The organism is Paenibacillus sp. FSL M8-0212 (genome assembly GCF_038004645.1).
In the GTDB taxonomy this organism is placed as follows: Bacteria; Bacillota; Bacilli; order Paenibacillales; family Paenibacillaceae; genus Paenibacillus.
Genome location: NZ_JBBORP010000001.1, coordinates 1,342,296 through 1,366,477 on the forward strand (window position 1 = coordinate 1,342,296; position 24,182 = coordinate 1,366,477).

The 24,182-nt window shown below is 48.9% G+C and carries 17 protein-coding genes; 2 read left to right on the forward strand and 15 right to left on the reverse strand.

Annotated features, from left to right (window positions below):
• Positions 1–5: 5 nt before the first annotated feature.
• The 12 genes from MKX68_RS06100 to MKX68_RS06155 all read right to left on the reverse strand — a co-directional run bounded on the left by MKX68_RS06100 (position 6) and on the right by MKX68_RS06155 (position 16,259).
• Complete coding sequence (locus tag MKX68_RS06100; protein WP_340909999.1) at positions 6–1,853, reverse strand: IucA/IucC family protein; 1,848 nt, start codon at positions 1,851–1,853, stop codon at positions 6–8.
• Positions 1,813–3,234, reverse strand: coding sequence for a type III PLP-dependent enzyme (locus MKX68_RS06105; protein ID WP_340910001.1), 1,422 nt, complete (start codon positions 3,232–3,234; stop codon positions 1,813–1,815). The genes MKX68_RS06100 and MKX68_RS06105 overlap by 41 nt, the downstream gene beginning before the upstream one ends.
• A complete protein-coding gene (locus MKX68_RS06110) occupies positions 3,231–4,007 on the reverse strand; it encodes an HpcH/HpaI aldolase family protein (RefSeq protein WP_340910003.1) in 777 nt (258 codons plus the stop codon). The genes MKX68_RS06105 and MKX68_RS06110 overlap by 4 nt, the downstream gene beginning before the upstream one ends.
• Positions 4,004–6,016, reverse strand: a complete 2,013-nt coding sequence (locus tag MKX68_RS06115) for an IucA/IucC family protein (protein WP_340910005.1) — start codon at positions 6,014–6,016, stop codon at positions 4,004–4,006. Before MKX68_RS06115 ends, MKX68_RS06110 begins: the two co-directional genes overlap by 4 nt.
• Positions 5,991–7,778, reverse strand: coding sequence for an IucA/IucC family protein (locus MKX68_RS06120; RefSeq protein WP_340910008.1), 1,788 nt, complete (start codon positions 7,776–7,778; stop codon positions 5,991–5,993). Before MKX68_RS06120 ends, MKX68_RS06115 begins: the two co-directional genes overlap by 26 nt.
• On the reverse strand, positions 7,756–9,189 hold the full coding sequence (locus tag MKX68_RS06125) for an MFS transporter (protein ID WP_340910010.1): 1,434 nt from the start codon (positions 9,187–9,189) through the stop codon (positions 7,756–7,758). The genes MKX68_RS06120 and MKX68_RS06125 overlap by 23 nt, the downstream gene beginning before the upstream one ends.
• Entirely contained in the window at positions 9,183–10,538 is a 1,356-nt protein-coding gene (locus tag MKX68_RS06130) for a diaminobutyrate--2-oxoglutarate transaminase (RefSeq protein ID WP_340910013.1), read from the reverse strand. The genes MKX68_RS06125 and MKX68_RS06130 overlap by 7 nt, the downstream gene beginning before the upstream one ends.
• Positions 10,539–10,696: 158 nt before the next feature.
• A complete protein-coding gene (locus MKX68_RS06135) occupies positions 10,697–11,722 on the reverse strand; it encodes a hypothetical protein (RefSeq protein WP_340910017.1) in 1,026 nt (341 codons plus the stop codon).
• Positions 11,723–12,259: 537 nt separating this feature from the next.
• The gene (locus MKX68_RS06140) at positions 12,260–13,081 is read right to left on the reverse strand and encodes an ABC transporter ATP-binding protein (protein ID WP_340019347.1); all 822 of its coding nucleotides are present in this window, start codon (positions 13,079–13,081) and stop codon (positions 12,260–12,262) included.
• A gap of 13 nt (positions 13,082–13,094) precedes the next feature.
• Positions 13,095–14,138 carry a FecCD family ABC transporter permease gene (locus MKX68_RS06145; protein ID WP_340910020.1) on the reverse strand — a complete coding sequence of 348 codons (1,044 nt, stop codon included), beginning with the start codon at positions 14,136–14,138 and terminating at the stop codon, positions 13,095–13,097.
• Positions 14,135–15,148: a FecCD family ABC transporter permease gene (locus MKX68_RS06150; RefSeq protein ID WP_340910023.1), complete on the reverse strand. Its 1,014-nt coding sequence runs from the start codon at positions 15,146–15,148 to the stop codon at positions 14,135–14,137. The genes MKX68_RS06145 and MKX68_RS06150 overlap by 4 nt, the downstream gene beginning before the upstream one ends.
• Positions 15,149–15,245: 97 nt before the next feature.
• Positions 15,246–16,259 carry an ABC transporter substrate-binding protein gene (locus tag MKX68_RS06155; protein WP_340910025.1) on the reverse strand — a complete coding sequence of 338 codons (1,014 nt, stop codon included), beginning with the start codon at positions 16,257–16,259 and terminating at the stop codon, positions 15,246–15,248.
• A gap of 425 nt (positions 16,260–16,684) precedes the next feature.
• Here MKX68_RS06155 and MKX68_RS06160 point away from each other — a divergent pair, with 425 nt between their 5' ends.
• Positions 16,685–17,266: a hypothetical protein gene (locus tag MKX68_RS06160; RefSeq protein WP_340910028.1), complete on the forward strand. Its 582-nt coding sequence runs from the start codon at positions 16,685–16,687 to the stop codon at positions 17,264–17,266.
• Positions 17,267–17,487: 221 nt separating this feature from the next.
• Entirely contained in the window at positions 17,488–19,260 is a 1,773-nt protein-coding gene (locus MKX68_RS06165; RefSeq protein WP_340910031.1) for an alpha-glycosidase, read from the forward strand.
• Positions 19,261–19,696: 436 nt separating this feature from the next.
• Here the strand turns inward: MKX68_RS06165 and MKX68_RS06170 are convergent, their stop codons facing one another.
• From MKX68_RS06170 to MKX68_RS06180, 3 genes are read right to left on the reverse strand one after another with little or no spacing between them, the layout of a single operon-like run.
• Positions 19,697–21,076 (reverse strand): ANL family adenylate-forming protein, encoded by a 1,380-nt coding sequence (locus tag MKX68_RS06170; RefSeq protein ID WP_340910034.1) that lies wholly within the window; start codon positions 21,074–21,076, stop codon positions 19,697–19,699.
• Positions 21,070–22,488, reverse strand: a complete 1,419-nt coding sequence (locus MKX68_RS06175; protein WP_340910036.1) for a hypothetical protein — start codon at positions 22,486–22,488, stop codon at positions 21,070–21,072. The genes MKX68_RS06170 and MKX68_RS06175 overlap by 7 nt, the downstream gene beginning before the upstream one ends.
• Positions 22,485–23,864 carry an alpha/beta hydrolase gene (locus tag MKX68_RS06180; RefSeq protein WP_340910038.1) on the reverse strand — a complete coding sequence of 460 codons (1,380 nt, stop codon included), beginning with the start codon at positions 23,862–23,864 and terminating at the stop codon, positions 22,485–22,487. The genes MKX68_RS06175 and MKX68_RS06180 overlap by 4 nt, the downstream gene beginning before the upstream one ends.
• Positions 23,865–24,182 lie beyond the last annotated feature (318 nt).

A 24,182-nucleotide genomic window follows, 5' to 3' on the forward strand; every position in this document is an offset into this window, starting at 1 on the left:
AACCTCTATCCCTTGTAAAAAGGGTTCCACCCTTTGCCTTTGCCCGATGGCATCGCACCAGGCACCCCATCCGCTTCAAGCAGCGGACGGACAACTAACTTCACGGGCCACTCCTTACTCTCGAATATCGCATGAGCGAGCGCGGCCCGGTCGGATTCGGGAAGCTGCACTTGTTGCAGCGCTTCCTTCCAAGCCTGCTCGGTGATCTCCCATAACTTCGTTTCCGGGATGTGATACACCTCGCTGAGTGCCCCCATGATCGCAGCCAGATTCACCTGCGTCCCCAAAGACTGCACATAGAAGATCAGCTTCTGAACCGTCTCATTATACAGGCTGTTCGAGTAGCCTGGGCGAATATGATAGGCAGGGTCTGCAATGCCATGTTTGTCCAGATAAGGCTGATGCAGACGCACGGAATCATGATCGCGGAACAAGAGACCTTTTACCTCATTATCCTTCAACACCAGACAGCAGTTCTGACCATGAATCTCGGGTACAACGCCCACCTTGAACAGACGCATCACGATATCATAAAACGTAGTAGCTATACTCGTATAAAAGTCTAGGACATCCGCGCTGCTCAGGTTACCCCCCAGAATCTCGGTTAATAGATGATGCCCTTCCAGATTCACACCCAGTGCGGCCATTGGGATTACTTTGTAGGCTTCATTAAGCAATTCAGCGGGATATACACGAATCTGTGCAGCCAGATGCCGGGGATGATCATCGAACAGTCCCATGGATTCTGGCATCAAGCCCCACCAGTTCTGCTCTTCGCACATATACACCTTGTCCTTCAACGTCTCGTCACAGGCAACGGCCTGTCTTAACATCCGTTCTCCGGCAAGACCATTCAACAGTTTGACTACCGGAAGATAACGAGCAGCCCCAAGAGACAGCACACTAACCGGTAGCTTGAGCATTAGGGTGGATTCAGTTGACGGAGCCATCGAGCGCAGAGAGGATGTGGCCTGTACGTCGCCCACTTCTATGTCCAATACGACAATGCTGCCCTCTTCGATCTCCCCCGTGAAGCGAGGCAGTATCACATGTTCCAATTGCCACGGATGAACAGGCATGGGCAGATATTCATCCAACGTGATCCCTTTTCGGGCAAACTCGGCTTCCACCACTCCGCGCTGAACATCGTCTAACATGTCCAAAATGGACAGTCCATCTTCGAAACCTTGCTGCACAGCATCCAGCCGTATAGCCACCCAGCGTAGCGAAATCGCCTTCCCGAATTCCGCTGCATACCGTGTGACATCTTCTGCATTAAATCCCACTTTGGCTTTGGATGATGGGTGAAATGGACGATCCCGCAATGCAGCAACACGTTCACCTTTGATAAACCATTCATAAGCAGATGCCGGAACGTTGGCGGACAGATACTGGACTTGTTCCCAGCCCAAAGCAAACTGCTCCACAGCAATGTCCAGACTAACCAGGAATTCCGCCACTCCGGGTTGTGCATAGGCTTCATCTGACAAAGCCCTCTGCAACACTGCACGTCCAACCTCTGCCGGAGAATCAAGTAGAACCCAGCTTCCATCTGCTTTCTCCTCGTAGATTGGTGAACCCTGAACCCATTGAGTCCCCTGTCTCACTCCTGTCTCAACCAGACACAGTACACCTTGAGTGTGCAATCTATAGCGAGACGCTACATTCTGATTGGTCTCTTCGCTGTCATATCCCTTGTACAATCGACGGAACGGTGCAGGTGCTTCGGCAAAATCAATGAATGGGTTATCCTCCAGTGGGAGTAATTGCTCCGACAAAAATGAATTCATCAGATCCGCCATAATCCGGCGTTCAGCGGCTTGCAGACTGGAACGCTTCATCAGTGTTGACATGATTATTGTCCTCCGTTAGATAATGGAATGCCGGGTGCGGATGCCCCAGAAAATCATGATGCGAGATGGTCCAGCAATAAGCCCCAGACTTTTCAAACAAAACAATATCTCCCACGCGCAGCAGTGCTACCTCCGCATCGGAATGCATGCGATCCTTGGGTGTGCATAGCTCACCTACGATATGGACTCGACGATCTCTTACCTCTGGACGGGCAAATGAATACTTCCAACGGTCCGTCTCCATAATCTGAAACGGTTGGTTATGCCCCCATGAAGCAGGCAGACGATTGTGGTGCGTACCTCCCCTTAACACGGCAAAATACTGATCATGAGAGGTTTTGATATCCGTAACTTCTGCTGCGTAATACCCGTGGTCTGCCACCAGCAGTCGGCCCGATTCAAAATACAGCTGACCTCCGTGTGAAGCAAGCCGCTCTCTGGCTTCACTTTGCTCCAGCAGGGAAGTGAACAATGGCCAGTCGAATCCGGGGCTGCCATCATACGTAACACCGAACCCACCTCCTGCATTCACCACTTCCACAGGAAGATCATACTGCTGCTGCCACTGTTCCACCTTTTGCAAATACAACTCGATCATCTCGGCGTGCAGCCTTGCATCCATATTGTTGGACAAGGAGTGAAAATGGAATCCGCTTAACCGAACCACACCCGCGCCTTCCACACGAATGAGTTCAATGGCTTCTTCCACTGCCTCTTCATCGATCCCAAAAGGACTCGGCCCACCGCCCATAACAATCTTCGTCCGGGGTAACGTACTGCCTCGCAGATTGATCCGGAGAAGAATGCGCACTTCCTGCGCTTGCTTCTGTTGTTGTTTTTGTTTCGGCTCATGTCCCCGTTTCTGTCCTTGATCCTGCTTCTGCTCTTGAATCAGTTCCTCGCCATACTCTTGCGCATATCTCTGCTCCGGGTTCTGCTCCCATTCTTGCTTCTGCCTGCTCTCCTGCACCTGCTCCTGCTCCATCGCCCTCTCTTTCGCAATCGCAATGATCCGCCGCAGCTCCAGCAGACTCTCCACATGGATGTAGCTCACGCCATGCTCGATCGCCAGACGCAGCTCACTCTCCTTTTTACCCGGACCTCCAAACAGAATCGGAACCTCACGGCTTACAGCTCTAACCTTGAGCAACTCTCCAATTGAAGCCACTTCAAAGCCCTTCACAACTGGAAGCAATGCCTCAATAATCCGCGGATCTGGATTTGCCTTAATAGCGTAGAACAACTGTGTGTTGCCGGGCATGCTGCCCAGCATCTGACGTACCTGTTCCTGAATGCCAGCCAGATCATAGACATACGCACATACCGGGTCTTCATTCCTCCGTTGAAGTTCATCGATCACCTGCCATACACTAGGTTTCATATCTGCCCACCCGCATTCCTGTAGTCATTCCGTTTCTGAGCATATGCCCGAAAAGCCGTATTCCGATCATCACCCAGCACGTATATATGTACTCCCCGCTCAGCCCAGAGCGACATGTCTTCCACGCCTCTGATGACCGTTGCATAAGATACTTCGCACTGTTGCGCAGTAGCATGCAATTCATCCAGCACACGTCTCACATCCGGGTGCTCTGTCTGCCATGGCACACCGAGAGATTGCGACAGATCAGCCGCACCTTCCAATACAAAACTCACCTGAGGATGAGAAAGGATCTGTGCACTTTGCCGAACGCCCTCCACACTTTCGATCATGGGTACAACCATCACTTGTTCATTCGCTTCCTCGATATATCCCGTGAGCGGATATTTTCCGAATACACCGGGACGACCGCTATTCAAGCTACGCATGCCAAACGGATGATAGTAGGCGTGGCGAACTGCTTCCTCCACCTGCTCCAGTCGCTCGACATGCGGAATAACAATACCTTGTGCGCCGCAGTCCAGCACCTTAAGAATCTCCGCTCGCTCCACCTTAGAAATTCGAACCACCGGGGTTAGGCCCACGAGTTCCGCCGCCCTGATCAACTCTTCCACCGATTCCATCGATGTTGCGGCATGTTCCAGGTCAATAATGACAAAATCATATTCCGCATGTCCGATCATCTCAATGATGACCGGGTGTGGTATGGATACAAAAAGGCCATAGACAGGCTGTTTGCGTGCAATTTTTTCCTTCAGCGTGTTAATCCTCATTCGACGATTCCCTTTAATTCGGGTGTTCTTACTGATTCAAGTGCATCCTTTGATATCTTGAGCGGATTGCTCGCTTTGCGGAAATATAACTCTCCATCCCCATACAGACGGCGCTTGGTCATCTCTTCGATCAGTGCATCTTCGGCAAAAAGGTCAAATGCCACAAACCGTTTCGTATACTCCGGGTGCTCTCGCTGATAATCTACAATTACACCTGCGCACAGCTGCCAGAACGCTTCCTCTGACAAACCAAACTTCTCCAAAGCCAGCCCAATATCCGTCATGCAGATAAAGAAGAATGCGTCATACGTATAGTCACGGACTTCCGACACATCTCCGGCATAGATGAATGAATACCGATTGAACTTGCGGTGGGTTTCCGGCTCCGGGTTCAGCTTCGGTGCCCGTTCCGGGTGCAACAGTTGATCCGGTACATAGCGAACACCATCATGCAGATCCTTGATAAGGATTCGTTTCGGCAGATCATCTTCCAGTACCAAAATAATATTTTGAGCATGAGATTCCAGCGCAATCCCGTGTGCATAGAGCAAATGAATAATCGGCAGGGTAACTGTGCGAACAAGGGCCTCGCTCCACTTTTCCACACCATGTCGTTCTACAGCATCCTGAATAAATGGAACACCATCCGGCTGCACCAACATCAGTGCATTCAGCGGCCACGCCGTCTCACCTTGCTTCAGATGAACCGATACATTCTCTCGCCAGATGGCTCCGAGTGTACCGTAGGCCCGTCCATACTGCGTTGCAGGCAACTGCTCATATCGGAACGACAGCCCCATAATTTCTTTTAAAATGCCAAACTGCGCCTGCTGCAACAGCTCATCATCACGAACGAGTTTATCCAACCAATCGCTGATCAGCGGTGCGTTCTGGGTTGTATGCTGTGCCAGAATGCGTGTGCTCGACGTGTTGGTGATGCTGAGGGCCAGTTTGATGTAAGGGGCTTCCGGATTCATCCGGTTCGAGAGTGAACGGATCGACTGCTGCGCGCGATAGGGCGAAGACGATGGGCCGAGGTACACGATGTCCCCATCCATCAGCTGACGGGCATATACCGACTCCAACTGATGCTCCCACTGCCATGGATGAACCGGAATGAATACATATCGATCACCTGCGTCAGAAGCTATTTCTATACCAACCTTGCCGTCTTCCCTACCCGAGCTACGGACTGTTTCGCCTTTTTCACGAACTGCCTCATGAAGCTTCGCTTGGATTGTCTCTCCAACGCTTTCACCAACCTCGGCACTACTCCCAAACTGATCTGTACTCGCCGCATATGCGTTGACGTTCTCACCCGGGTCCGTACGACCTTGTTGTTGCAGGATCTGTTCAAATCGCTGCATATCCTCTGCGGACAGTTGTTGCCCCACCAATTTTTCAGAGCTATACCCTGCGGATACAGCGGTCTGAGCAAATTCTTTTTTCACAGCAACCCAGACTAATGCAACCTCCGAGTTAAATTCAGGGCCATAGGCCAGATTATCTTTCAAAGAAAATCCCAACCTCGACTTATAACTCGGGTGGTACAGATGACCGTCAGTCATATGACTTTCGAGCGCATCATAATGTCGATCTTCATTCGGAATGTTCAAGGGCAACATAGTTTGGCACTGACTGTCCTTTGCCATCGTTTCGAGCAGTTCCTGGATAAAAGCCGTGACATTTGCACCCTTCAAAGCGTTTAGCACAATTTCCTCCAAAAACAGATCCAGATCGGTGCAAGGTACGCCTTCCCTTTGAATCGAACCCTTCTTCACCTTCACCCGGCCAAATGAAAACTTTCGCTCCGCTTCACACGTGTACGCCACAGAATCGCCGGAAGATGTAAGGCCGCTGGTTCGCCATTCGCTCCCACTTACATGACTGTCCAGAATGCCTTCGAACCACATCGCCTCCAACGTCTGCCGCATAATCCGTTCCTGTACACCCACGTATACTGCTTCTGTCCTGCCGCCTGCTTCAGCCCTGTATCCCACGACTCCCACGCACTTCACTCCCTATTCGTTTCATTACATTGCTCACCGGCACGTAAGCCGGGGTCTGGCTGATCCCTCTTAGACAACTCACCAGGTTTTGTTTGGCCAGAAATGCATCCGTTGTCAGCAGATGTTGCACATATGCATTGCCAGTTCGTTCCAGTTCCTCCACAAGGGCCTCACGTACCTGCTTCCAGAAATGCTCCTCGGGGACGTTCACATCTCGCGCCATCACATGAATTAGAGACCCCAGATGATTGACGATAAAATAGTACGATGTCCGCGCCCAGGCTTTCTCTCGCGAATAAAATAATAAATCCGACGCAGCACGATCCTGCTCACTTATAAGTTGTTCATCCACACTGACCCCTTCCAGATCGCGGACGATAAACTCCACAGGCAACCCATCCTTTAAGGTCACAAGGGTATTCTGCAAATGGGCTTCAAAGTGAATGCCTCTCTCTCCCGCTGCTCGTACAATCGGCAGCAGAGAACATTGCAGATATCGATCCAGCCAGCGCTCAGCTATGTCACGTCCACCACCGAGTAATGTCATCAGCCTAGAGCGCATCCCAGGAAGCGGTGCTTCAACCAGACTGGATAAGACATACGTATTCTCAACATCAAACTCAATGGGTCGATACGCTATCGTAAACAGACTGGTTAACTCTTCATCTTCAAAAGCACAAGTGGCTACACCTGTCTCATACGCAATATGTGTGTTCGGTTCAGCACCGAAGCAGTCATGGTGCCTGACGTACTTGGAGGCATCCAGTGTTCTGCGCATCTGCTCAGCACTATTGGTGCGAATCATGTTGGTGATCTGCATATTCAGTGACAGCTTGATATTGCAGTTCCATTCGGGAACATAAACTGTACGGACCGAAGAGGTTGGATAGACGGTAGGCCCCGCACTACCAAGTAGGATTAATTTTTCATCTCGAAAATAGGACTGTACCTCGGACAATCGTGATATGTATGCGTATTGCCATGGGTGGACAGGCAGCAGCCCATACATTTCACTCTTTTCTTTTAAAATAGGCTCCACATGGCTCCACAGTAAGTCTTGCAAATCCATTGCCGTCTCGTCATCGACCCATTCCTGCACGTAGACATCCTGCCTCACGGCGATATAACAGAGTTGAAACGATGTCCGTAACTCCGGGCTGTACTTCTGTACATCCTGCTTGCTGAAGCCTTTGGAATTCTTCGGGAACGGATGGAACGGATGACCATACAACAATGACTGTTCCGATGTACAGTAGTCGTGGATGTCGAGACCGGCTGCTTGTTCGATATACAATGTAAGGTTGCCCACACTGTTATCTACCTTTTGTGCAAAATCTCTGGCATACGCCGCCTCGACACGATTCGTATTCTCACCCAATGGATATACATTCTCCAACTCAAGTGAACTCTTCATTTCCATCACACTTTTCTTCATTCCATGTTGATCCGAACTCGCCCCCTGTTCCCCATTCCCGCTTAGCTCAGATGTGATCCAACGAACCAGGTCGCCATAATGCACTGTTTCCCCGCCAGATTCCATGCTGAGGTATTCATGCTCCCCCATGGCAGAGTAATAAGACAAGCGTCCTGTCACCTTCACCCTACTGGCTTGAAAATTAACAGCGTACGTCAGCGTACTCGGATTGATACGAATATCGCTTTCCTTCTCTAACGCAAGCTCACGGATGTAACAGTTCAGCAGCAGTTTGCACGAATGTTCATGCGCCTGCTGCTCAGCTTCAGACCTGAGCTTGTTTTCCATCTCGAACAATGATGCCAACCTTCTTTCGGGTTATAAGTAAGACCAGGGGAAGTGTAAGCAGTATGGCGCAGCCAAGTCCGATACAGATCTCTTTGAGTGCTCCCCATTTTGCCATCTCCATGGACGTTCCTGCCCCGGCAAGCCATTGCCAACGCATATCGTAATATAGAGTCATGCCCATCACCGCAAACGAAGAAGCCAGACGCTCAATCGTGGTTGATAACACCGACCCTTCGTGCATGTCTTCTTCCGGTAATGCTTGCAGACCAATCGCAGAGATACTCATGCCTGACAGACCAACACCAATTCCACGGCACGCCATGAGCATACCGATGATCCAGATTGATGCTCCCATGGGCAGAACCGCAAACGATAAGATCGATATCGAAACCAGCAACGTCCCCCATGCGATAAATTGCATGGACCGACCGCGATCCAGCAAGCTGCCGCCAATCCACATGAATAGACTTGTACAGATCGATAAGGGAATGAACAGTGCACCGGACAGGGACGGCGATAGGTGGAAAACGTCCTGGAACAATAGTGGCAATGCAAAGATCACCCCAAACATGACACAATCCTGAATAGTCGAGATCAGTACAGTCAGCGGAAAGACGACATTACGCCGCAGCAACTGGTACCGGATCAGCGGTTCCTTGCGACTGTTCTCGGTCTGGACAAAACGAATGAGCAGCACCACACCGAGCGCAATCAATATCCAAGGTACCCATCCTGCCACGACAGGACTTGCGTACAACTGTACCCCCAGACTAAGGGCACTTACCGAGCAGATTAGCAGCATGACACTGGATGGATGCCATTTTTTCCTGCGGGCAGGGATATAGGTCTGAATGACTCGACCGCACCCGATCAACGAGAATATAGCCAGTGGCACATTGAGCCAGAACAACATTTCAAGCCGTCCATACTGTATGATGAAACCACCCAGCGTTGGCCCAGCAGCCGGAGCCAGCATAAGCAGCAAGCCCCACGCTCCGGTAATTCGTCCCCTTACCTCCGGTCCGTAGACATCAAACAGCAGCACAAGTGATAACGGAATCATCAGCCCCGCGGCAACCCCATGCATGAAACGTACCAGCAACAGTACTTCGATGGAGTGATAAAACAACGCACCTGCCACCGAGAACAGTCCATAGATGGTGATGCCCAGCATATACGTCTGCTTACGGCCCAGTCGGTCCACGATCAGGGAAGCCAGCGGCATTGTTAACGTCATAGCCAGCATGTACAGCGCAATGATCCATCCGCCTGCTGTGGTAGAGATCTGATAGTATTGCACAAAATAAGGCAGCAGCAGGTTAAATGCACTGTTGGTCAGTACCAGCGAAAAGGCACCGATCAGAATCGCGAGTAATACTGCATGCCTTTTCATCAGGGATAGCTTCAACATGCAGCCGTTGCTAAGGCAATCGCTTCAGCTACCGATTTCTCAAAGATCGCAAGGATTGCAATCGTTTCTTGCTCCGTAATATTCAGCGGCGGCAGAAAACGAACAACCGCTGAATGACGCCCGCCCAGTTCCACAATTAATCCATTCTTGAAACATTCACGCTGAATAGACTCAGCCAGCGAACCATTAGGCAGATAATGTCCCAGACGATCCTTGCTTCCTGCCGGATTAACCACCTCAACACCAATCATCAACCCTCTGCCACGCACATCACCAATCTCTGCATACTGCTCTTTCAATGCATTCAGTTGATTCATGAACTGCTCACTGCGCAGATGTACGTTGTGTAGAACATCCTGTTCCCGAATATAACGAAGTGTCGCAAGTCCCGCTGCCATGGCCAGCTGATTGCCACGGAACGTACCTGTGTGTGCACCAGGTTGCCACTGGTCCAGCTCTTCCCGGTAGATGACAACAGACATGGGCAGACTTCCGCCAACTGCTTTGGAGCAGATGATTACATCGGGTACAATTCCGGCATGTTCAAACGAAAACATTCGTCCTGTCCGTCCAATGCCTGTCTGCACTTCGTCGATAATAAGCGGAATGCTTCGCTCTGCCGTAATTCGGCGCAGCTCCCTCAGCCATTCGATATCTGCCGGAATCGCTCCGCCCTCTCCCTGTACCGTCTCCACAATGACCCCACATGGTGCGGCAATACCACTCTCGCAATCATCGAGCAAGTTCTCGATATACTGTGCGCTTAATCGGGCCGTCATGCCTTCACCAACACCAAATGGGCAGCGGTACTCATAAGGAAACGGCAGGAAATGCACATCCGGCAGCAGGCTTTGCAGATGTTGTTTCTTACTCAGGTTGCCACTCATCGACATGGTTGCTTGGGTTGAACCGTGATAACCTCCCTGAAAGGCAAGAATCGATTTGCCACCCGTTGCATGTTTGACCAGCTTAATGGCTGCTTCTACTGCATCCGCTCCGGTTGGACCACAGAACTGGATTTTGGCTTTGTCTCGCATCTCTGCCGGAAGAATGGAAAACAGTTCTTGCATATATGAAAGTTTCAGCGGCGTTGCCAAATCCAGTGTATGAAGCGGAATCTGCTGATCCAGAACATCGCGAATGGCGTTGACCACCGTGTCATGGTTATGCCCCAGCGCCAATGTTCCTGCACCCGCCAGACAGTCGTAAAATACACGGCCTTCCGTATCAGTAATCTTCACCCCATGTGCCTTGCTAATGACAAGTGGGAAATGTCTGGGGTACGATCTTGCATTGGATTCCTTCTCATTTTGCATCTTCAGATATTCCGTCTGCACCTCTACTGACATAGCCCTCTAACGCTCCTTATAATTGATTCAGGCTGAACCTGCTGCCTGTGATTCTTGTTCTTCATTTTGCATATGACATGGTACTGGTTCAAAATATTGATAAGGTCCGAACTATAAATGATGGTATCCGTCATCTGTTATCCGTTATACATTGTCATCTATACGTTGTTATACGTCTTATATTCAAGTTGTTCCTGGCACAGGTATTCCAGGTACAACCGAACCACATCACGAGTTGTTCCACCATGGGGAAAGACGTGGTGTGTCAGATCTGGCAGGGCGTTCACTTCCAGGATGCCTCCCTGTTCTCTGGAGATCGGAGTGCGGATATCACAACAACGAACATCGACCCCTGCTACATCGATCTGAAGAGTCTTTGCCGCCTGAATGATCATTCGGGCATTTTCGGGATGAATAATTTCGGTACAATCCTTGTAGAATTCACTGATTTTTCCGGCGGCAGAATTGCGGAGATCGTATAGCTCGATTTCTTTTCCGATGGCAGGAACTTCATCCAGAGTTGTCCCTTGTGCACGCAATACCTCCAGCAGTCGTTCCGTTTCTGCATCAACCTGAGGAAAAGCTTCATACTCTCCTATGTGCGTCATCTCGATTCGATCCTGATTCAACTGCTCGATTAATGCCCGAACGGTTGAAGTTCCATCTCCCTCGACATAGACAGGTCGATACTGGTTCACAGCCACCACTTCACCGTTAATGATCAGCACTCTGTAATCGATCCCAGTTACATATTGCTGCAACATGATGCTGCTGCCATGGACACTCGCAAGTTGAATGGCTGCCTCCAGTTCATCTGGGGTACGCACATCCAGCGTCACCCCCATGCTGCTGCTCGCATCCAGCGGTTTCACTACAATAGAGCCATGCCTTTCCAGAAAATCTGCTGCTTCGCTTCCCATCTCCGGGATCACGATAAATGATGGCACAGGCATTCCCTGTTCATGCAACAACATATTACATGCCTGCTTGTTCTTCGCGAGCAAACCGGCAATTAACGGCAGACGATGAGATCTGGTTTTATTAATGATGATCTGCTTATCCCCTACAGACAGCTTCAGAAAATCTTCGCATCCCTCAAGAAGTGGCTCACAGGTGATGCCCATTTCTCTCGCTTTGCTTATAATGAGTCGGTTTTGCAGATTATGAATCCCTTTCGGAAACACTGAAAATCCTCCTCGATCGAATGAAGGTACTCGCTCCTATATAAGTTGAATAGAGTTTTCACACGAAATCACTGCGCGGTCAGAACCATCTTCCGATCGCTGTTATCCCCAGATTTTTTGAACCCCTTTACAAAGGGGAAATCCGGTGATAAAGGCGAACGCTTCGCTTTTTCAGGTTTTTCCTGCCCTCTCCGTTGCATGTAAATGATTAATTCAACTTATATTGCTCATACATTCATCATTTTTTTGTAATTATATATTGATAATGATTATCAATATCACATAAAATCTATTTTATGGCAATTCGAGCTATATTGTCAATAATAAACTTTTAAGGAAAAATAAGATTGAATTTAGTGTAGGTTTGAGTCAATGCAGGTATGTTTTTATCGAATAATAGGCACAACAAACCGGGCAAGCCTGGGATATGGTTTTACCAACGGCTTGCCTAAATTTATTATCTGCATGCTCATGCAATGCAGTTGATGTGGAGTTTTGAATCATTATTGAAGTAATCGAAAGCCGACTTTTTGATCGTCAAGCCAGCTGCGTGTACCGCTGTTCTCCATTCAGCTTCCTTCCCCGTCCATGCGGGATACAGGTTGGTGTGCCGAACAGTGGATCGATTGCAATCTCACACTCCATCTGGAAAACCTTCCGGACCATGTCCTGTGTAACGATATCTTCCGGTTTACCTTCTGCGTAGATGGACTTGTTGTGAACAGCCACAATGTGATGCGCATAACGACATGCCAGATTCAGATCATGAAGTACCATAACAATCGTGCGTCCTTCTCGTTCATTTAACTCAAACAACAGATCGAGGATATCAATCTGATGTGTCATATCCAGATAGGTTGTAGGTTCATCCAATAGCAAGGTTTCAGTACCCTGCGCAAGTGTCATTGCAATCCAGGCACGCTGACGCTGTCCACCGGACAATGCATCCACAGGTCGATCCGCGAGTTCTGTCAGATGTGTGGATTCAAGTGCCAGCTTGACCATACGCTCATCCTCTCGGGACCATTGCTTCAGCCACGTTTGATGTGGATAACGTCCTTGCTTAACCAGTTGGTTCACCGTCAGGCCCTCCGGAGCGGTCGGGCCCTGTGGCAGGATGGACATGCGTCTTGAAATTTCCTTGGTTGGCAGCTTTGCAATCTCTTCGCCATCCAGCAGCACCGAACCGGAGCTGGATTTCAGCAACCGGGCCATCGTACGCAGCAGCGTAGATTTGCCACAGCCGTTGCTGCCAATCAGGACGGTAATCTGTCCCTTGGGAATGGTCAGGTTCAAATTTTCAATAATGGGATCTGCTCCATAGGAGATCGTAAGCTCCTTGGCTTCCAGAATACTCACAGCCCTCTCCTCCTCAAAACTGATTTCGATTCTTGAATAACAAATACAGGAACAATGGTGCGCCTACACCTGCAGTGAATACCCCTGCGGGAACGTCAAGCGGTAGAAAGGCCGTACGGGCTATGAGATCTGCGGCAAATACAAGCAGAGCACCAACCAGTCCGGACACGATCAGCATACTGCCAAACATCCGGCCAACCAGCTTCCGGGCAATATGTGGAGCGATTAGACCAACAAAACCAATGGTTCCGGCAACCGCCACGGCAATTCCTGCCAGCAGTACACTGCATAACAGCAATGCAGAACGATGCCACTGTACCGTTACACCCAGCCCTGTGGCCAGATCGTCCCCGAATTCTTGTGCATTCAGGCTGCGGGCGAACCAGATCGCCAAAGGAACAACAATAATGATAACCGGGAGAATGGTTCGGACATCGGTCCAGGATGCTCCGTACACACTTCCAGTCAGCCAGATATAGGCTTGACCTGCCGTGTAGAACGGACTCAGGATCAACATAAAGGTTGTTCCAGCTCCGGTAATGGCTGACACTCCTATCCCGATCAGCACCAGGCGGATCGGACTGACTCCCTTTTTCCAAGCAAGCATATAGATAATCAATGCCGTCACAATTGCGCCAGCGATGGCGAACAGTGGTAACAACTTGATGCTCACCGCTCCGCCCAGCAATGTAACAAAACCTACAGCCGCAACAGCTGCACCGCCAGTAATACCGATGACATCCGGTGATGCCAGCGGGTTACGGATAATACCTTGCAGGAGCGCACCTGACATACCGAGGGCTGCTCCTACGAGCAGAGATAATAACACCCGTGGCAGTCTTAAGGTCAGCACGACGAAGTCATGCTCCCCTTCATTCAGACCAAATATCGTTCGAAGCACATCCAGCGGAGAAATAAAGTCACTGCCTACACTGGTACCGACCACTCCTGCCATCAGGAACAAGAGGATACATATGCCGATGACAACCAGTGATTTTTGTTCCATTTGTACTGAGACGGTGTCTTTTTTGTTGCGGAAAGTCAACATCTTCCTCATATCTTCGTCACCCCCTTGCGTGCAATGTACACGAAGAAGGGTCCGCCAATCAGTGCAGTCATGACACCAAGTGGAACTTCCTGCGGCATGATCACCAGCCGTGCAACCACATCCGCAGACAGCAGCAGAATCGCTCCCCCTACAATAGAATAAGGAACGAGCCAGCGGTAATCGTTGCCTACCAGTGCACGCATGATATGCGGGACAACCAGACCAACAAGACCGATTGAGCCGGCTACGGCAACTGAACCACCCGCCAGCAACACAGTAACAATTCCCATGAGTACTTTGACCAGTAGTACATTCTGCCCCATGCCTTTGGCGATATCGTCACCCGTCAAGAGCAGATTGATGGCTCTGCCCATGAACAGAGAGATAATAGCTGCGGCTGTCATATACGGCAGAACAGGATATAACATATCCAACGTTCGACCACTTACTGAACCGGCAAGCCAAAACAGTACATCCTGCAATCCGGTTCCATCCAGTACCAGAATGGCTTGTGTGAAAGAGGCAAACAATGCTGAGATGGCCGTCCCCGCCAGTACAATTTTGATCGGTGTCAGGCCATCACGACCGAGGGAACCTAGCCCATATACAATCGCCGCGGCAACCGCAGCTCCAGCAAAACCAAACCACATCATGGTGGTTAGCGAGGATACGGACAATACAACAATGGCAATAACAATAAAAAAGATCGCACCTGCGTTGATCCCGAACACACTTGGTGATGCCAGCGGGTTACGTGTCAATGCTTGCATCAGTCCACCCGCCACGGCCAAACTTGCTCCCACAACAGCAGCAATCACCGTACGTGGCAACCGTTCCGTCAGCAGAACCACATGTTCCACAGAACTCTCGTCATAGAATTGCAGTGCATCCCATGCCATCTGAAACGTGATATGCGTACGTCCCAGAATCATACTGGCTAGGCAAACAAGTAAAAGTAATATGAATAAACCAGCCAGTCCATAGATCTTGGCGCTTGCCTTTGTAAAAAGGGGAAACATACTCTCACTCTCTCATCTGTAAAATGAAATAGGACCTGCCTGCCCATACACTTCGTTAACGAATGTCCTGGTGCATGGCAGGTCCTGCTCCTGTTAGTTAGTTCAGGTTGAACTGCTTATATAGATCGTCCAGCATCATGTTGGCCGATGTGTATCCACCTGCCATGTTCCAGGCCACTTCATCGACCTGAACCAGTTGGTTGTTCTTGACTGCATCAAGGTTTTTCCACAGTGGACTGCTGGTCCAATCATCATAATTTTTCTGAATGGCATCTGTTTCTGTGCCTGAGTTAAAGTTAAAGATCATGTCTGCATTCATGTCCGGAATGTTCTCTTTGGAAGTCAATTCAACGCCCCATGTATCTGCATCATGTCCTTCGGGTCTGGTGAATCCGAGCTCATTCAGAATTTTACCTGCATAACCCATGTAGAAAATACGAACCTGATCGGCTCTAAAGTTCGTGATGGTTGCTTCAATTGGCAGACGATCGCCCATTTTCTCTTTGAAATCTGCTACACGGCCATCCCAATCAGACAACAGTTTATCCGATTGCTCAACCATATTCATCGCTTCTCCAACAGTTTTCACCGTTTCTTTCCAGTCAAACAGGGTCTCCGTCACTACCGTTGGTGCGATCTGGGACAATTGCTCATAAATCTCTTCATGTCTGATCTTGGTAGCAATGATCAAGTCGGGTTTCAACTTGTTGATCTCTTCCAGATTGGGCTGCGATTCCTGTCCTACTTGTGGAACTCCGTCCAGATCTGCTCTCAGATAATCATAGACTGGCTGCTGAACCCATGATTCAACCACACCTGTCGGTTTCACGCCCAGTGCAACAACGACATCATTCGCTCCCTGGAACAGTGTCACTATCTTTTGCGGGGTTCCCTTGATTGTAGTTTCGCCCATAGCATGCTTGATCACTCGGGTCTGATCTTCAGTCGCACTGGCACTTGTATCACTTTCATTATTGCTCTCATTGCTGCTTGCAGCTTGGCTGGATGTATTCGTTGTCTCAGCACTTCCACCCGAAGCACAGCCAGCAAGTAGTGAAATCATCAGAATAAGTGCTGCATAAATGTATAGCTTTTTCTTTACTTTATACATGAAATCCGTCTCCCCTTTTTTATCTAAATGATATTGAATCTCATTATCAATTGTATTGTAATGGAGATGAAATCATTATACAAGCATTTTATTTGGAAAAACTTCTCACTCCCTGTCGAACTCTGTAACTTCGTAAAACAACATTAAATAAAGATATATTAACTAAATCAATACAATATATATCGATACAATACGCCTACACATAAACCATATATGTAATTTTTTTCTTACCTGCTAAATATACAAATCTCTCTTCTTACTTTTAGCTTCATCTAATACATGCCCTTTTTGCTGGTGGATCATTATTCAATCATATGCGTTTGACTGATGAATTTACTGTAAAACAATTCCTGTAATTTCTTGTCGCACTATGTTAGATTATCCATTGGAATAAAATCACATCTATAGATAGGGGAAATTGGAACGTGAAAAAATCTTGGATTTTATCATTTATTATGAGTTTTGTCTTGCTTGGCGGGGTATTTGCACCTGCAGGGTCCTACGTCTCTGCTGCGGATGACTCAACCACTACATATTCGGAAGACGAATACTATGAAGAAGTTGACACGTCAGAACAAGAACCGATCCCTACAGTTGAAGAAGAAGATTTCCTGAGCTACCTTGATCAGTTGGATAAGGCATCGGTATATGAGGAGAAAGCCTTCAATGCTTTGGGAGGTGGATTCTACATTACATCCTCCAATCGCAAGTCCGTTTTCTTGAAACTGACCAACACAGCGATTCCTAACTACACCAAATATGTTTCCAAGCTGAAGCTGATTAAACCGCAAAATACAGAATTGCAAAAAATCCATGCCAACCTGATTAAAGGTAGCTATACACAGCTGGAAGGATTCCAACTCGCTAAAAAAGCGGTCTCCAAAACAACGGTAAACAGCGCTATCCTGAAACAATCCAATGCCAAAATTGCTGCCGGCAAGAAAAATATCGAGAAGTTTCACAAAGAATTCTCTGCATATGCCAATAAACTTGGATTTGATTTATAAAAAACAGTAATTGCAGATATGCGTCCTACATTTCGAATAAAAAATTTGAAATTTAAGGAAAAAAAGTGTTTTCTTTTGCTGAGTTAGTTCGTATAATAGCACTATAATCAAAAGGCTATGCTGCCGAAAGGTACAACCTCGTGAACAATAGAGGTTGTGCCTTTTTTGCGTTTAATGGCCACTTTTATCTGAATTTCATCATCTGACGAGGAGTGATTCACATGATTCTTGAAGCCGTTTACCATCGCCCCAAACTCAATTGGTCTTATGCTTATGACCGCTCGACCATGCATTTGCGACTTCGTTCAAAACGCGGTGATTTGGATGCAGTGATCGCTATTACCGGGGACAAATATGCTTGGGATCGGACGATTACACACATTCCCATGCACATCTTTGCCCGGGATGAAATGTTCGATTATTGGGAAGCCGAGACTTCACCTCCCTATCGCAGATTACGGTATGGTTTCCAACTGATTCAGGGAGAGGAATCGGTCTGGATGACAGAGCGCGGATTCGAGCAGGCGCTGCCTGATCATCCACTTGAATTCTTTGATTTTCCATTTATGAACCCGGTCGACATTTTTGAGCCGCCTGCCTGGGTTAAGGATGCTGTGTTTTATCAGATTTTCCCTGAACGTTATGCCAATGGCGATCCATCCATCAGTCCCAAAAATGCTGAACCCTGGGGAGGGGAACCTACACCGGTGAACTTCTTCGGTGGGGATCTCCAAGGTGTGCTTGATCATCTGGATCATATAAGCCAGCTTGGCATCAATGCCATCTACTTCTGTCCGCTGTTTGAGGCCACGACGAATCACAAATACAATACAGGCGATTATATGAAAGTTGATCCTCACTTTGGAACCAATGAACAGTTCAAAGCGTTTGTGGATGCCTGTCATCAGCGCGGCATACGCGTTGTTCTGGATGCGGTATTCAATCATTCCGGCAGAGAGTTTCCTCCTTTTGTCGATGTCATGAAGAATGGAGCCGCTTCCCCCTACGCAGACTGGTTCTATATCAAAGACTGGCCGCCACGTGTGGAGGATGGTATACCAACTTATGACACCTTTGCCTTTGAACCGCTTATGCCAAAGCTGAATACGGAACACCCTGAAGTGAAGGCATATTTGCTGGAGGTAGGACGTTTCTGGATTGAGGAGATGGACATTGACGGATGGCGACTCGATGTGGCAAATGAGGTGGATCATCAGTTCTGGCGCGAATTCCGTCAGACGGTAAAAGCCATCAAGCCTGACGCCTATTTGCTTGGTGAGATCTGGCATGATTCGCTCATGTGGCTTCAGGGAGACCAGTTCGATGCCGTGATGAATTATCCGTTTACCAACTCGGTATTGGACTATACGGTGCACGGCAAGCTCGACGGCCTAGCATTTGCCAATGAGATCGGTAAACTGCTCGCAGCCTATTCACAGCCTGTAACAGAAGCGGCCTTCAATCTGCTTGGAAGTCATGATACACCCAGACTGCTGACTTTGTGTGATGGAGACGAGCGCAAGATGAAACTTGCCGTTACGTTGTTGCTTACGTATCCAGGTGTGCCATGTATCTATTATGGAGACGAAGTGGGACTTGATGGAGGATATGATCCGGGTTGCCGCAAGTGTATGGAGTGGGATGAGACCAAGCAGAATCGCGAGCTTCTGGATTTCTTCACCCGTACGATTGCCCTTCGCAAACAGCACCCTGCCCTGCGCAGCACAGAACTGAAGATTGTATATGCAAAAGCCGGAGACCCTTGTCTTGCCATCGAACGATTGGATTCGCATACGGGTGAGCGTATGCTTCTTGTTCTTAATGCGGGTGATGAGCCGTGTACCCTTGAACTTCCTTTGGCAGATCGTAACGTCTGGCGAAATCTGTTTACATCAAACACCGTGGAAGCTCGGCAAAATAAACTGACCCTTGATCTGGAAGCATACGGATTCTCCCTGATGCAACTTGAGGTGAAACAACCAGCTGAGGCTTGAGGTAAATACAGCTAACAAGGAAAATAACTTCAAAGAGGCTGTCCTCCAGGTCATATTGACGACCAAGGACAGCCTCTTCTGCATCTTGTACGTCTTGTGCATCTTATACTTCATACCCTAACGAACCCAGCACACGTTATTTGCTTTATTATACGCGGGCTAAATGTCTAACGAATCAGAGAGAGCTTATTTCGTCCAATAGGTCTATTTTCGAGACCAGAATCCGTATTTTTGAAGCAATAACGTTACTGAGATTCGTTAGGTTTTACTTTTCTTGATTATCCACTCAATACGATGTTTGAGGTTCGTTAGCGATACCGATTCAAGCAAGGTGAAACTCTTCGAGGCAGCACCTTTTCTGTTCCCTTTTGTGTTTCCAGATAGGTTAAAGTTCACTACTCTACTCTCCCGCCTGATACTCATTGATGGCAGCGACCTATTTCCTAGCCGAGGCGAAGGGTGCCGAAGTCATCGGTTTTCGTATTTTTTTCATTCTTGAACTTACGAGCGCTCCCTGTGTAATTACGATTTTCTGCGGAATCTTGTATGAAGGCAGCTTGTCCTGACAATATTCCCAGATGGATCGCCGCAGATCGGTGAGAGTACATTCTGTAGCCAGCCGGATAGTCACCTTCACCCTCTGACCCGTGATACCACTCTGTTCTCCCGAAACTACGGCCGCTTCAATACATTCCATCTCTTCCAGAACACCCTCGACCTCGGCAGGATACACTTTCCGTCCCCCTACGTTAATGATCTCGGAACGACGTCCCAGAATACGAATGTACCCCTGCTCCAGCACAGCTTCATCGCCAGTTCGCAGCCACCCATCCTCTGTAAAGGGTGATGGTGCATTCAAATATCCAATCATCGCGGTTTCCGTGTGAATCTGCAATTCTCCTTCCACCACCCGGTACTTGACCCCTTCATCTTGAATGGAGAACAGCAGAGAACCTGGCTCTTTGGAGCGGGTTGGCAGAATGCCAAGTTCAGACATGCCATAGGCTTGTATCGTCCTTAGTTGTGGAAATCTCCGGTTCCAGGCTGCCAGTACGGATTCAGGCATCACTTCCGATCCGTATGACACAACTTCGAGACTCGACAGATCATACCCCTCATCATTTCTGCCCAGCAGCAACAGATTCATGAATGTTGGAGAGACAGGCAGTGCCTGCACGCGAAACTTCTCAATCGTTCGGCATACTTCTTCAGGAGATCGATCCGCAATGATACAGAGACAGCCCCCACTGGACAAGGATTGCAGCATTGTATTCACACCGCCGATATGATCAAACATCATGAAAGGAATCGTTCGCAAAGGCCGAACCTGCCGCCGAAAACGATGTAACAGCCGATCTGCACGATGCACAGTCGCTTTACTCACTCCGGTTGATCCAGATGAAAAGAGTACCAGTCCTCCTACGCCCTCCTCTGCCAGCGAAGATAACAACACAGGAACCTCTCCAGATAATTCACACGTTTGCCGAATGCACAACTGGCCTTCTTCAATGCCCAAACGCCATTTCACCTGTGCCAGTTGGATATATTCCTCTCGTTTGGCTTCAACCAGGTAACGATCCATGGGAAGCACAATACAGCCTTGTCCGAGCAAAGCAATCAATGCTGCCGCTGCATAGGGAGAATAGTCTTCCTCCAGCGTTATAAGTTGCCCAGCCAGCCCTTCTGCTGTAATCCACTCACTCATGATGCCAACCTGTTCCAGCAGCCAACGGTAACTGTACTCCTGTTCCCTCCAGATCAGCGCAGGTTGCTGTCCCTGCTCCGCGAATCGCTCAAGCAAGAATTGGTTCAACATCTTGCATCCTCCTCTCGGGCAGGCGTCCATTGCTGTGCGAGATATTCAACAAGTGAGCCTACAGTCTGATAGGGACTTTCCGGCATGGAAGCAGCAGCTATCTCCGACAGAGTAGCTCCCATTCCCGTCCCCCATCGATCTTCGATTCCTTGCTCCACCACTGCAAGTAATGACACGAGTTCCAGCGAATCCAGTTGTCCACTTCGTCCGTACAGTGGAGCGTTACCACCCTCACCAAGTGGAATCGATGTATTATGGTACGCATTTAACTCCCGGCAACTATCCAAGACGATACGGAGCAAATCCTCCCTGTGTTCTTGTCCAATCATCGACACAGTCTGGCGTGGGAAGCAATCTGCCTGAGGCATGGACTGTCGAAGTGACTCATACCAGTGCCATTCATCCGTGACCAACATTTTAATGACACCTGTTAGCTGCACTCTCCAGTGCTCACGCTGCTTCATCCGGCTGACCTGCAGCATATTGTAGGCCTTCTCCCACCGTGCAATGATGTCGCTGAATTCTCTCGCATATTGATCAAGTGGAGAACCGAGCCATAAGGCAGACTCCTGAAGAAGATCTCGAAGAAAATACCGACTCCATCGCATATCAAACAGCAGACCGGATATCAACATTTCATTGGCTTGATCCTCATCATTCGCCCCATGCAATGCATCTAAGAGCCGCAGAGACACCGCATGTCCAAAATGAAAATTCCGCTCTTCTTGTGTAATCGTCCGGCCTGTCAGAAACTCTTCAATCTGCGTTGTTAACGCCTGAGTCAACATGTCTCGGTACCCGGCAGAGTCAAGCTTTACAGTCGCCCGAATGTCCATGGTTCCATACGTTCGGAGTTCTTCTTTGCGCTTGGCCTGAGCAAGCTCGGGTATGCTTTGGTTCCCTTTCCAGAAGTCATGAAAGGCTGCTTGAGTAACCTTTCCCTTATACTTGGAGGGCACGGGATCATAGACGTGAACATGCTCATCTTCCAAGCCATATACGGCAATCCAATGATCTACCAGATGCAGTCGGGAGCCTTGCTTCACGTGTTTGCGAATGTACTCGGGATTCTGATAATCCTCACAATAAGGCAGATGATAACTGGTTCCTGTAGCCAGAAAAAGCCTACCTTCGCCGATATGCTGCCTGATCTCCGCCATGCCTTCCTCGAAGCTGTCCAGCTGCCGCTGACCATACATCTCCCAGATCGGCTCTATATAATCCAGTTTGTGGAAATAAGGCTTCACCAGTCCGTTATCCCCGCACGAAGGAAGGCTGTACAACCGACTTGCCGCCAGCAGTGCAAGACTTGTGATAGATCCTTGTCGATGGAGCACTTCATGAATCAGAGGGAAATTGCAGGGATAATAATAGGGAATGTCCAGCACTGGAGCAAATGAAGGAATGATCATTTTGGGCCTCCTGTTCCCGTTTTGGCTGACGTACTGCCCCAGGATTGGATTAGGTAATGCACAGACATATCATCTGTCGCTCGAAATACCCGATTGGCAATAGGTTTGCCATCCACATCGGTCTCGAAACGGCGGAAACCGCGAGTAAATCGGAAGGAGAACCCACTATCACGCGGGACTCGGTAACAACCTTCATATCGACCTTTATCGGAACGGACAAGCTTCATGCCCATCCCACCATATATCGTTTCCTCCGCCTCTTCCTCTGAGATTACCTCTGCATGAATGCAGACCTCCACATGAGTGGACAATTCAGGAACAACCATGTAGATGCGTGTAGTAGACAGTTCCCCCAAAGTTAGCGTGATGGATGCACTCCCAATACCAACAGGCACCAGCTCTCCACTCGAACGAACCTGGATGACATCCGGGTCACTTGAAGTATAATTGCCATGCAGCAGACTCTGAACCAATCCACTCTCGTAGTGCATTTGTGCATTGATACACACGGTCATTCCACCTTGTAGTCCGATGACATCCCTTCCAAGCAGTTCGAGCGAGGAGGGCTTACCCACGTGGCCGAACATGTATAGTAACGGGAGATGAACGCGTGCTCCCCAGTCACCTTCCTGATGACAGGCATCCTGCTGTTCCAGAAATGCCAATTCCTCATCCGATCCTACTCCGCGTTCAAGTAATTGATGAGCTACCCTTCTGACCTGGGAAGGCAGAAACAGACCTTCCGTATCTCCAATATCCATCCACATTCGAACGTCGGGTACCTCTTCTGGCAAGCGATACATGTTCTCTTCCAACAGTCCACTTTCCGATGTGTCGTCCAGCTGCACATCCACATTGAATGGCGACATCATGATCAGTTTTCCGAAAACATCCGGATTTCGCATCCCCATGTGCAATGTACAAAGCGCTGCGGCAGATGAACCCAACAGCCCGGTATTCGACTTGTCCGGCAGCGTCCGATAACGATGATCAATGATCGGCTTGAGTTCATGAATGATGAAATGCTCATAGGCGATGCCTGAGCAACCCACACTCACGGCCTCTCTCTCCGGAGCGATGAAGTGATAGAATTCGTTGTGTGTGACTGGACGGACATGCGTAATGCCGACAATAATCAGGGATTCAATCTGCCCGGAGGAAATAAGACCGTCTGCTGCCTGGTCCATATTCCATGTTTCATTGCCTGGCCCGGATGGACCAAAAGCCCGCTGCCCTGCATGAACATACAGAACCGGGTAATGCCGGGCTGACTGCTCATGGTAACCAGGCGGGAGGTACACATAAATGTTGCGGATATTGCCCAGCCGCGATGCCTGAATGCCTTCCAAACATTCAATGACAGAATGGGTACTCAACGATCATCAACCGCCTCTCTTCTCCCGATTCGATTGCATAATACAAATAACCCCGCCTCAGAAGAGACGGGGTTGTCCCAGAACACACGTAAGTGTTCCGGGATACATAGCCCTTATATTGTGAATCTGCGAATAGTTTAAATCCCCGGACATGCTTTTGTAAACATAAAAATAGAAAATAAATGCTCTCAAAAAAGTTATTGACATAAGATCCAATATTTCTTACGATAACGTTGTGATCATAACTCGAGGGCCATGCTTTTAAACCTGAGCGGTTTAGGACAACCCCGGTAACTCCCGAAGGAGATGCCGGGGTTG

Bases quoted from the DNA above. Each gene is read 5' to 3' on its own strand.
- MKX68_RS06100 (WP_340909999.1), bottom strand. From the start codon at position 1,853: ATGTCAACACTGATGAAGCGTTCCAGTCTGCAAGCCGCTGAACGCCGG.
- MKX68_RS06105 (WP_340910001.1), bottom strand. From the start codon at position 3,234: ATGAAACCTAGTGTATGGCAGGTGATCGATGAACTTCAACGGAGGAAT.
- MKX68_RS06110 (WP_340910003.1), bottom strand. From the start codon at position 4,007: ATGAGGATTAACACGCTGAAGGAAAAAATTGCACGCAAACAGCCTGTC.
- MKX68_RS06120 (WP_340910008.1), bottom strand. From the start codon at position 7,778: ATGGAAAACAAGCTCAGGTCTGAAGCTGAGCAGCAGGCGCATGAACAT.
- MKX68_RS06125 (WP_340910010.1), bottom strand. From the start codon at position 9,189: ATGTTGAAGCTATCCCTGATGAAAAGGCATGCAGTATTACTCGCGATT.
- MKX68_RS06130 (WP_340910013.1), bottom strand. From the start codon at position 10,538: ATGTCAGTAGAGGTGCAGACGGAATATCTGAAGATGCAAAATGAGAAG.
- MKX68_RS06145 (WP_340910020.1), bottom strand. From the start codon at position 14,138: ATGAGGAAGATGTTGACTTTCCGCAACAAAAAAGACACCGTCTCAGTA.
- MKX68_RS06150 (WP_340910023.1), bottom strand. From the start codon at position 15,148: ATGTTTCCCCTTTTTACAAAGGCAAGCGCCAAGATCTATGGACTGGCT.
- MKX68_RS06155 (WP_340910025.1), bottom strand. From the start codon at position 16,259: ATGTATAAAGTAAAGAAAAAGCTATACATTTATGCAGCACTTATTCTG.
- MKX68_RS06165 (WP_340910031.1), top strand. From the start codon at position 17,488: ATGATTCTTGAAGCCGTTTACCATCGCCCCAAACTCAATTGGTCTTAT.
- MKX68_RS06170 (WP_340910034.1), bottom strand. From the start codon at position 21,076: ATGTTGAACCAATTCTTGCTTGAGCGATTCGCGGAGCAGGGACAGCAA.
- MKX68_RS06175 (WP_340910036.1), bottom strand. From the start codon at position 22,488: ATGATCATTCCTTCATTTGCTCCAGTGCTGGACATTCCCTATTATTAT.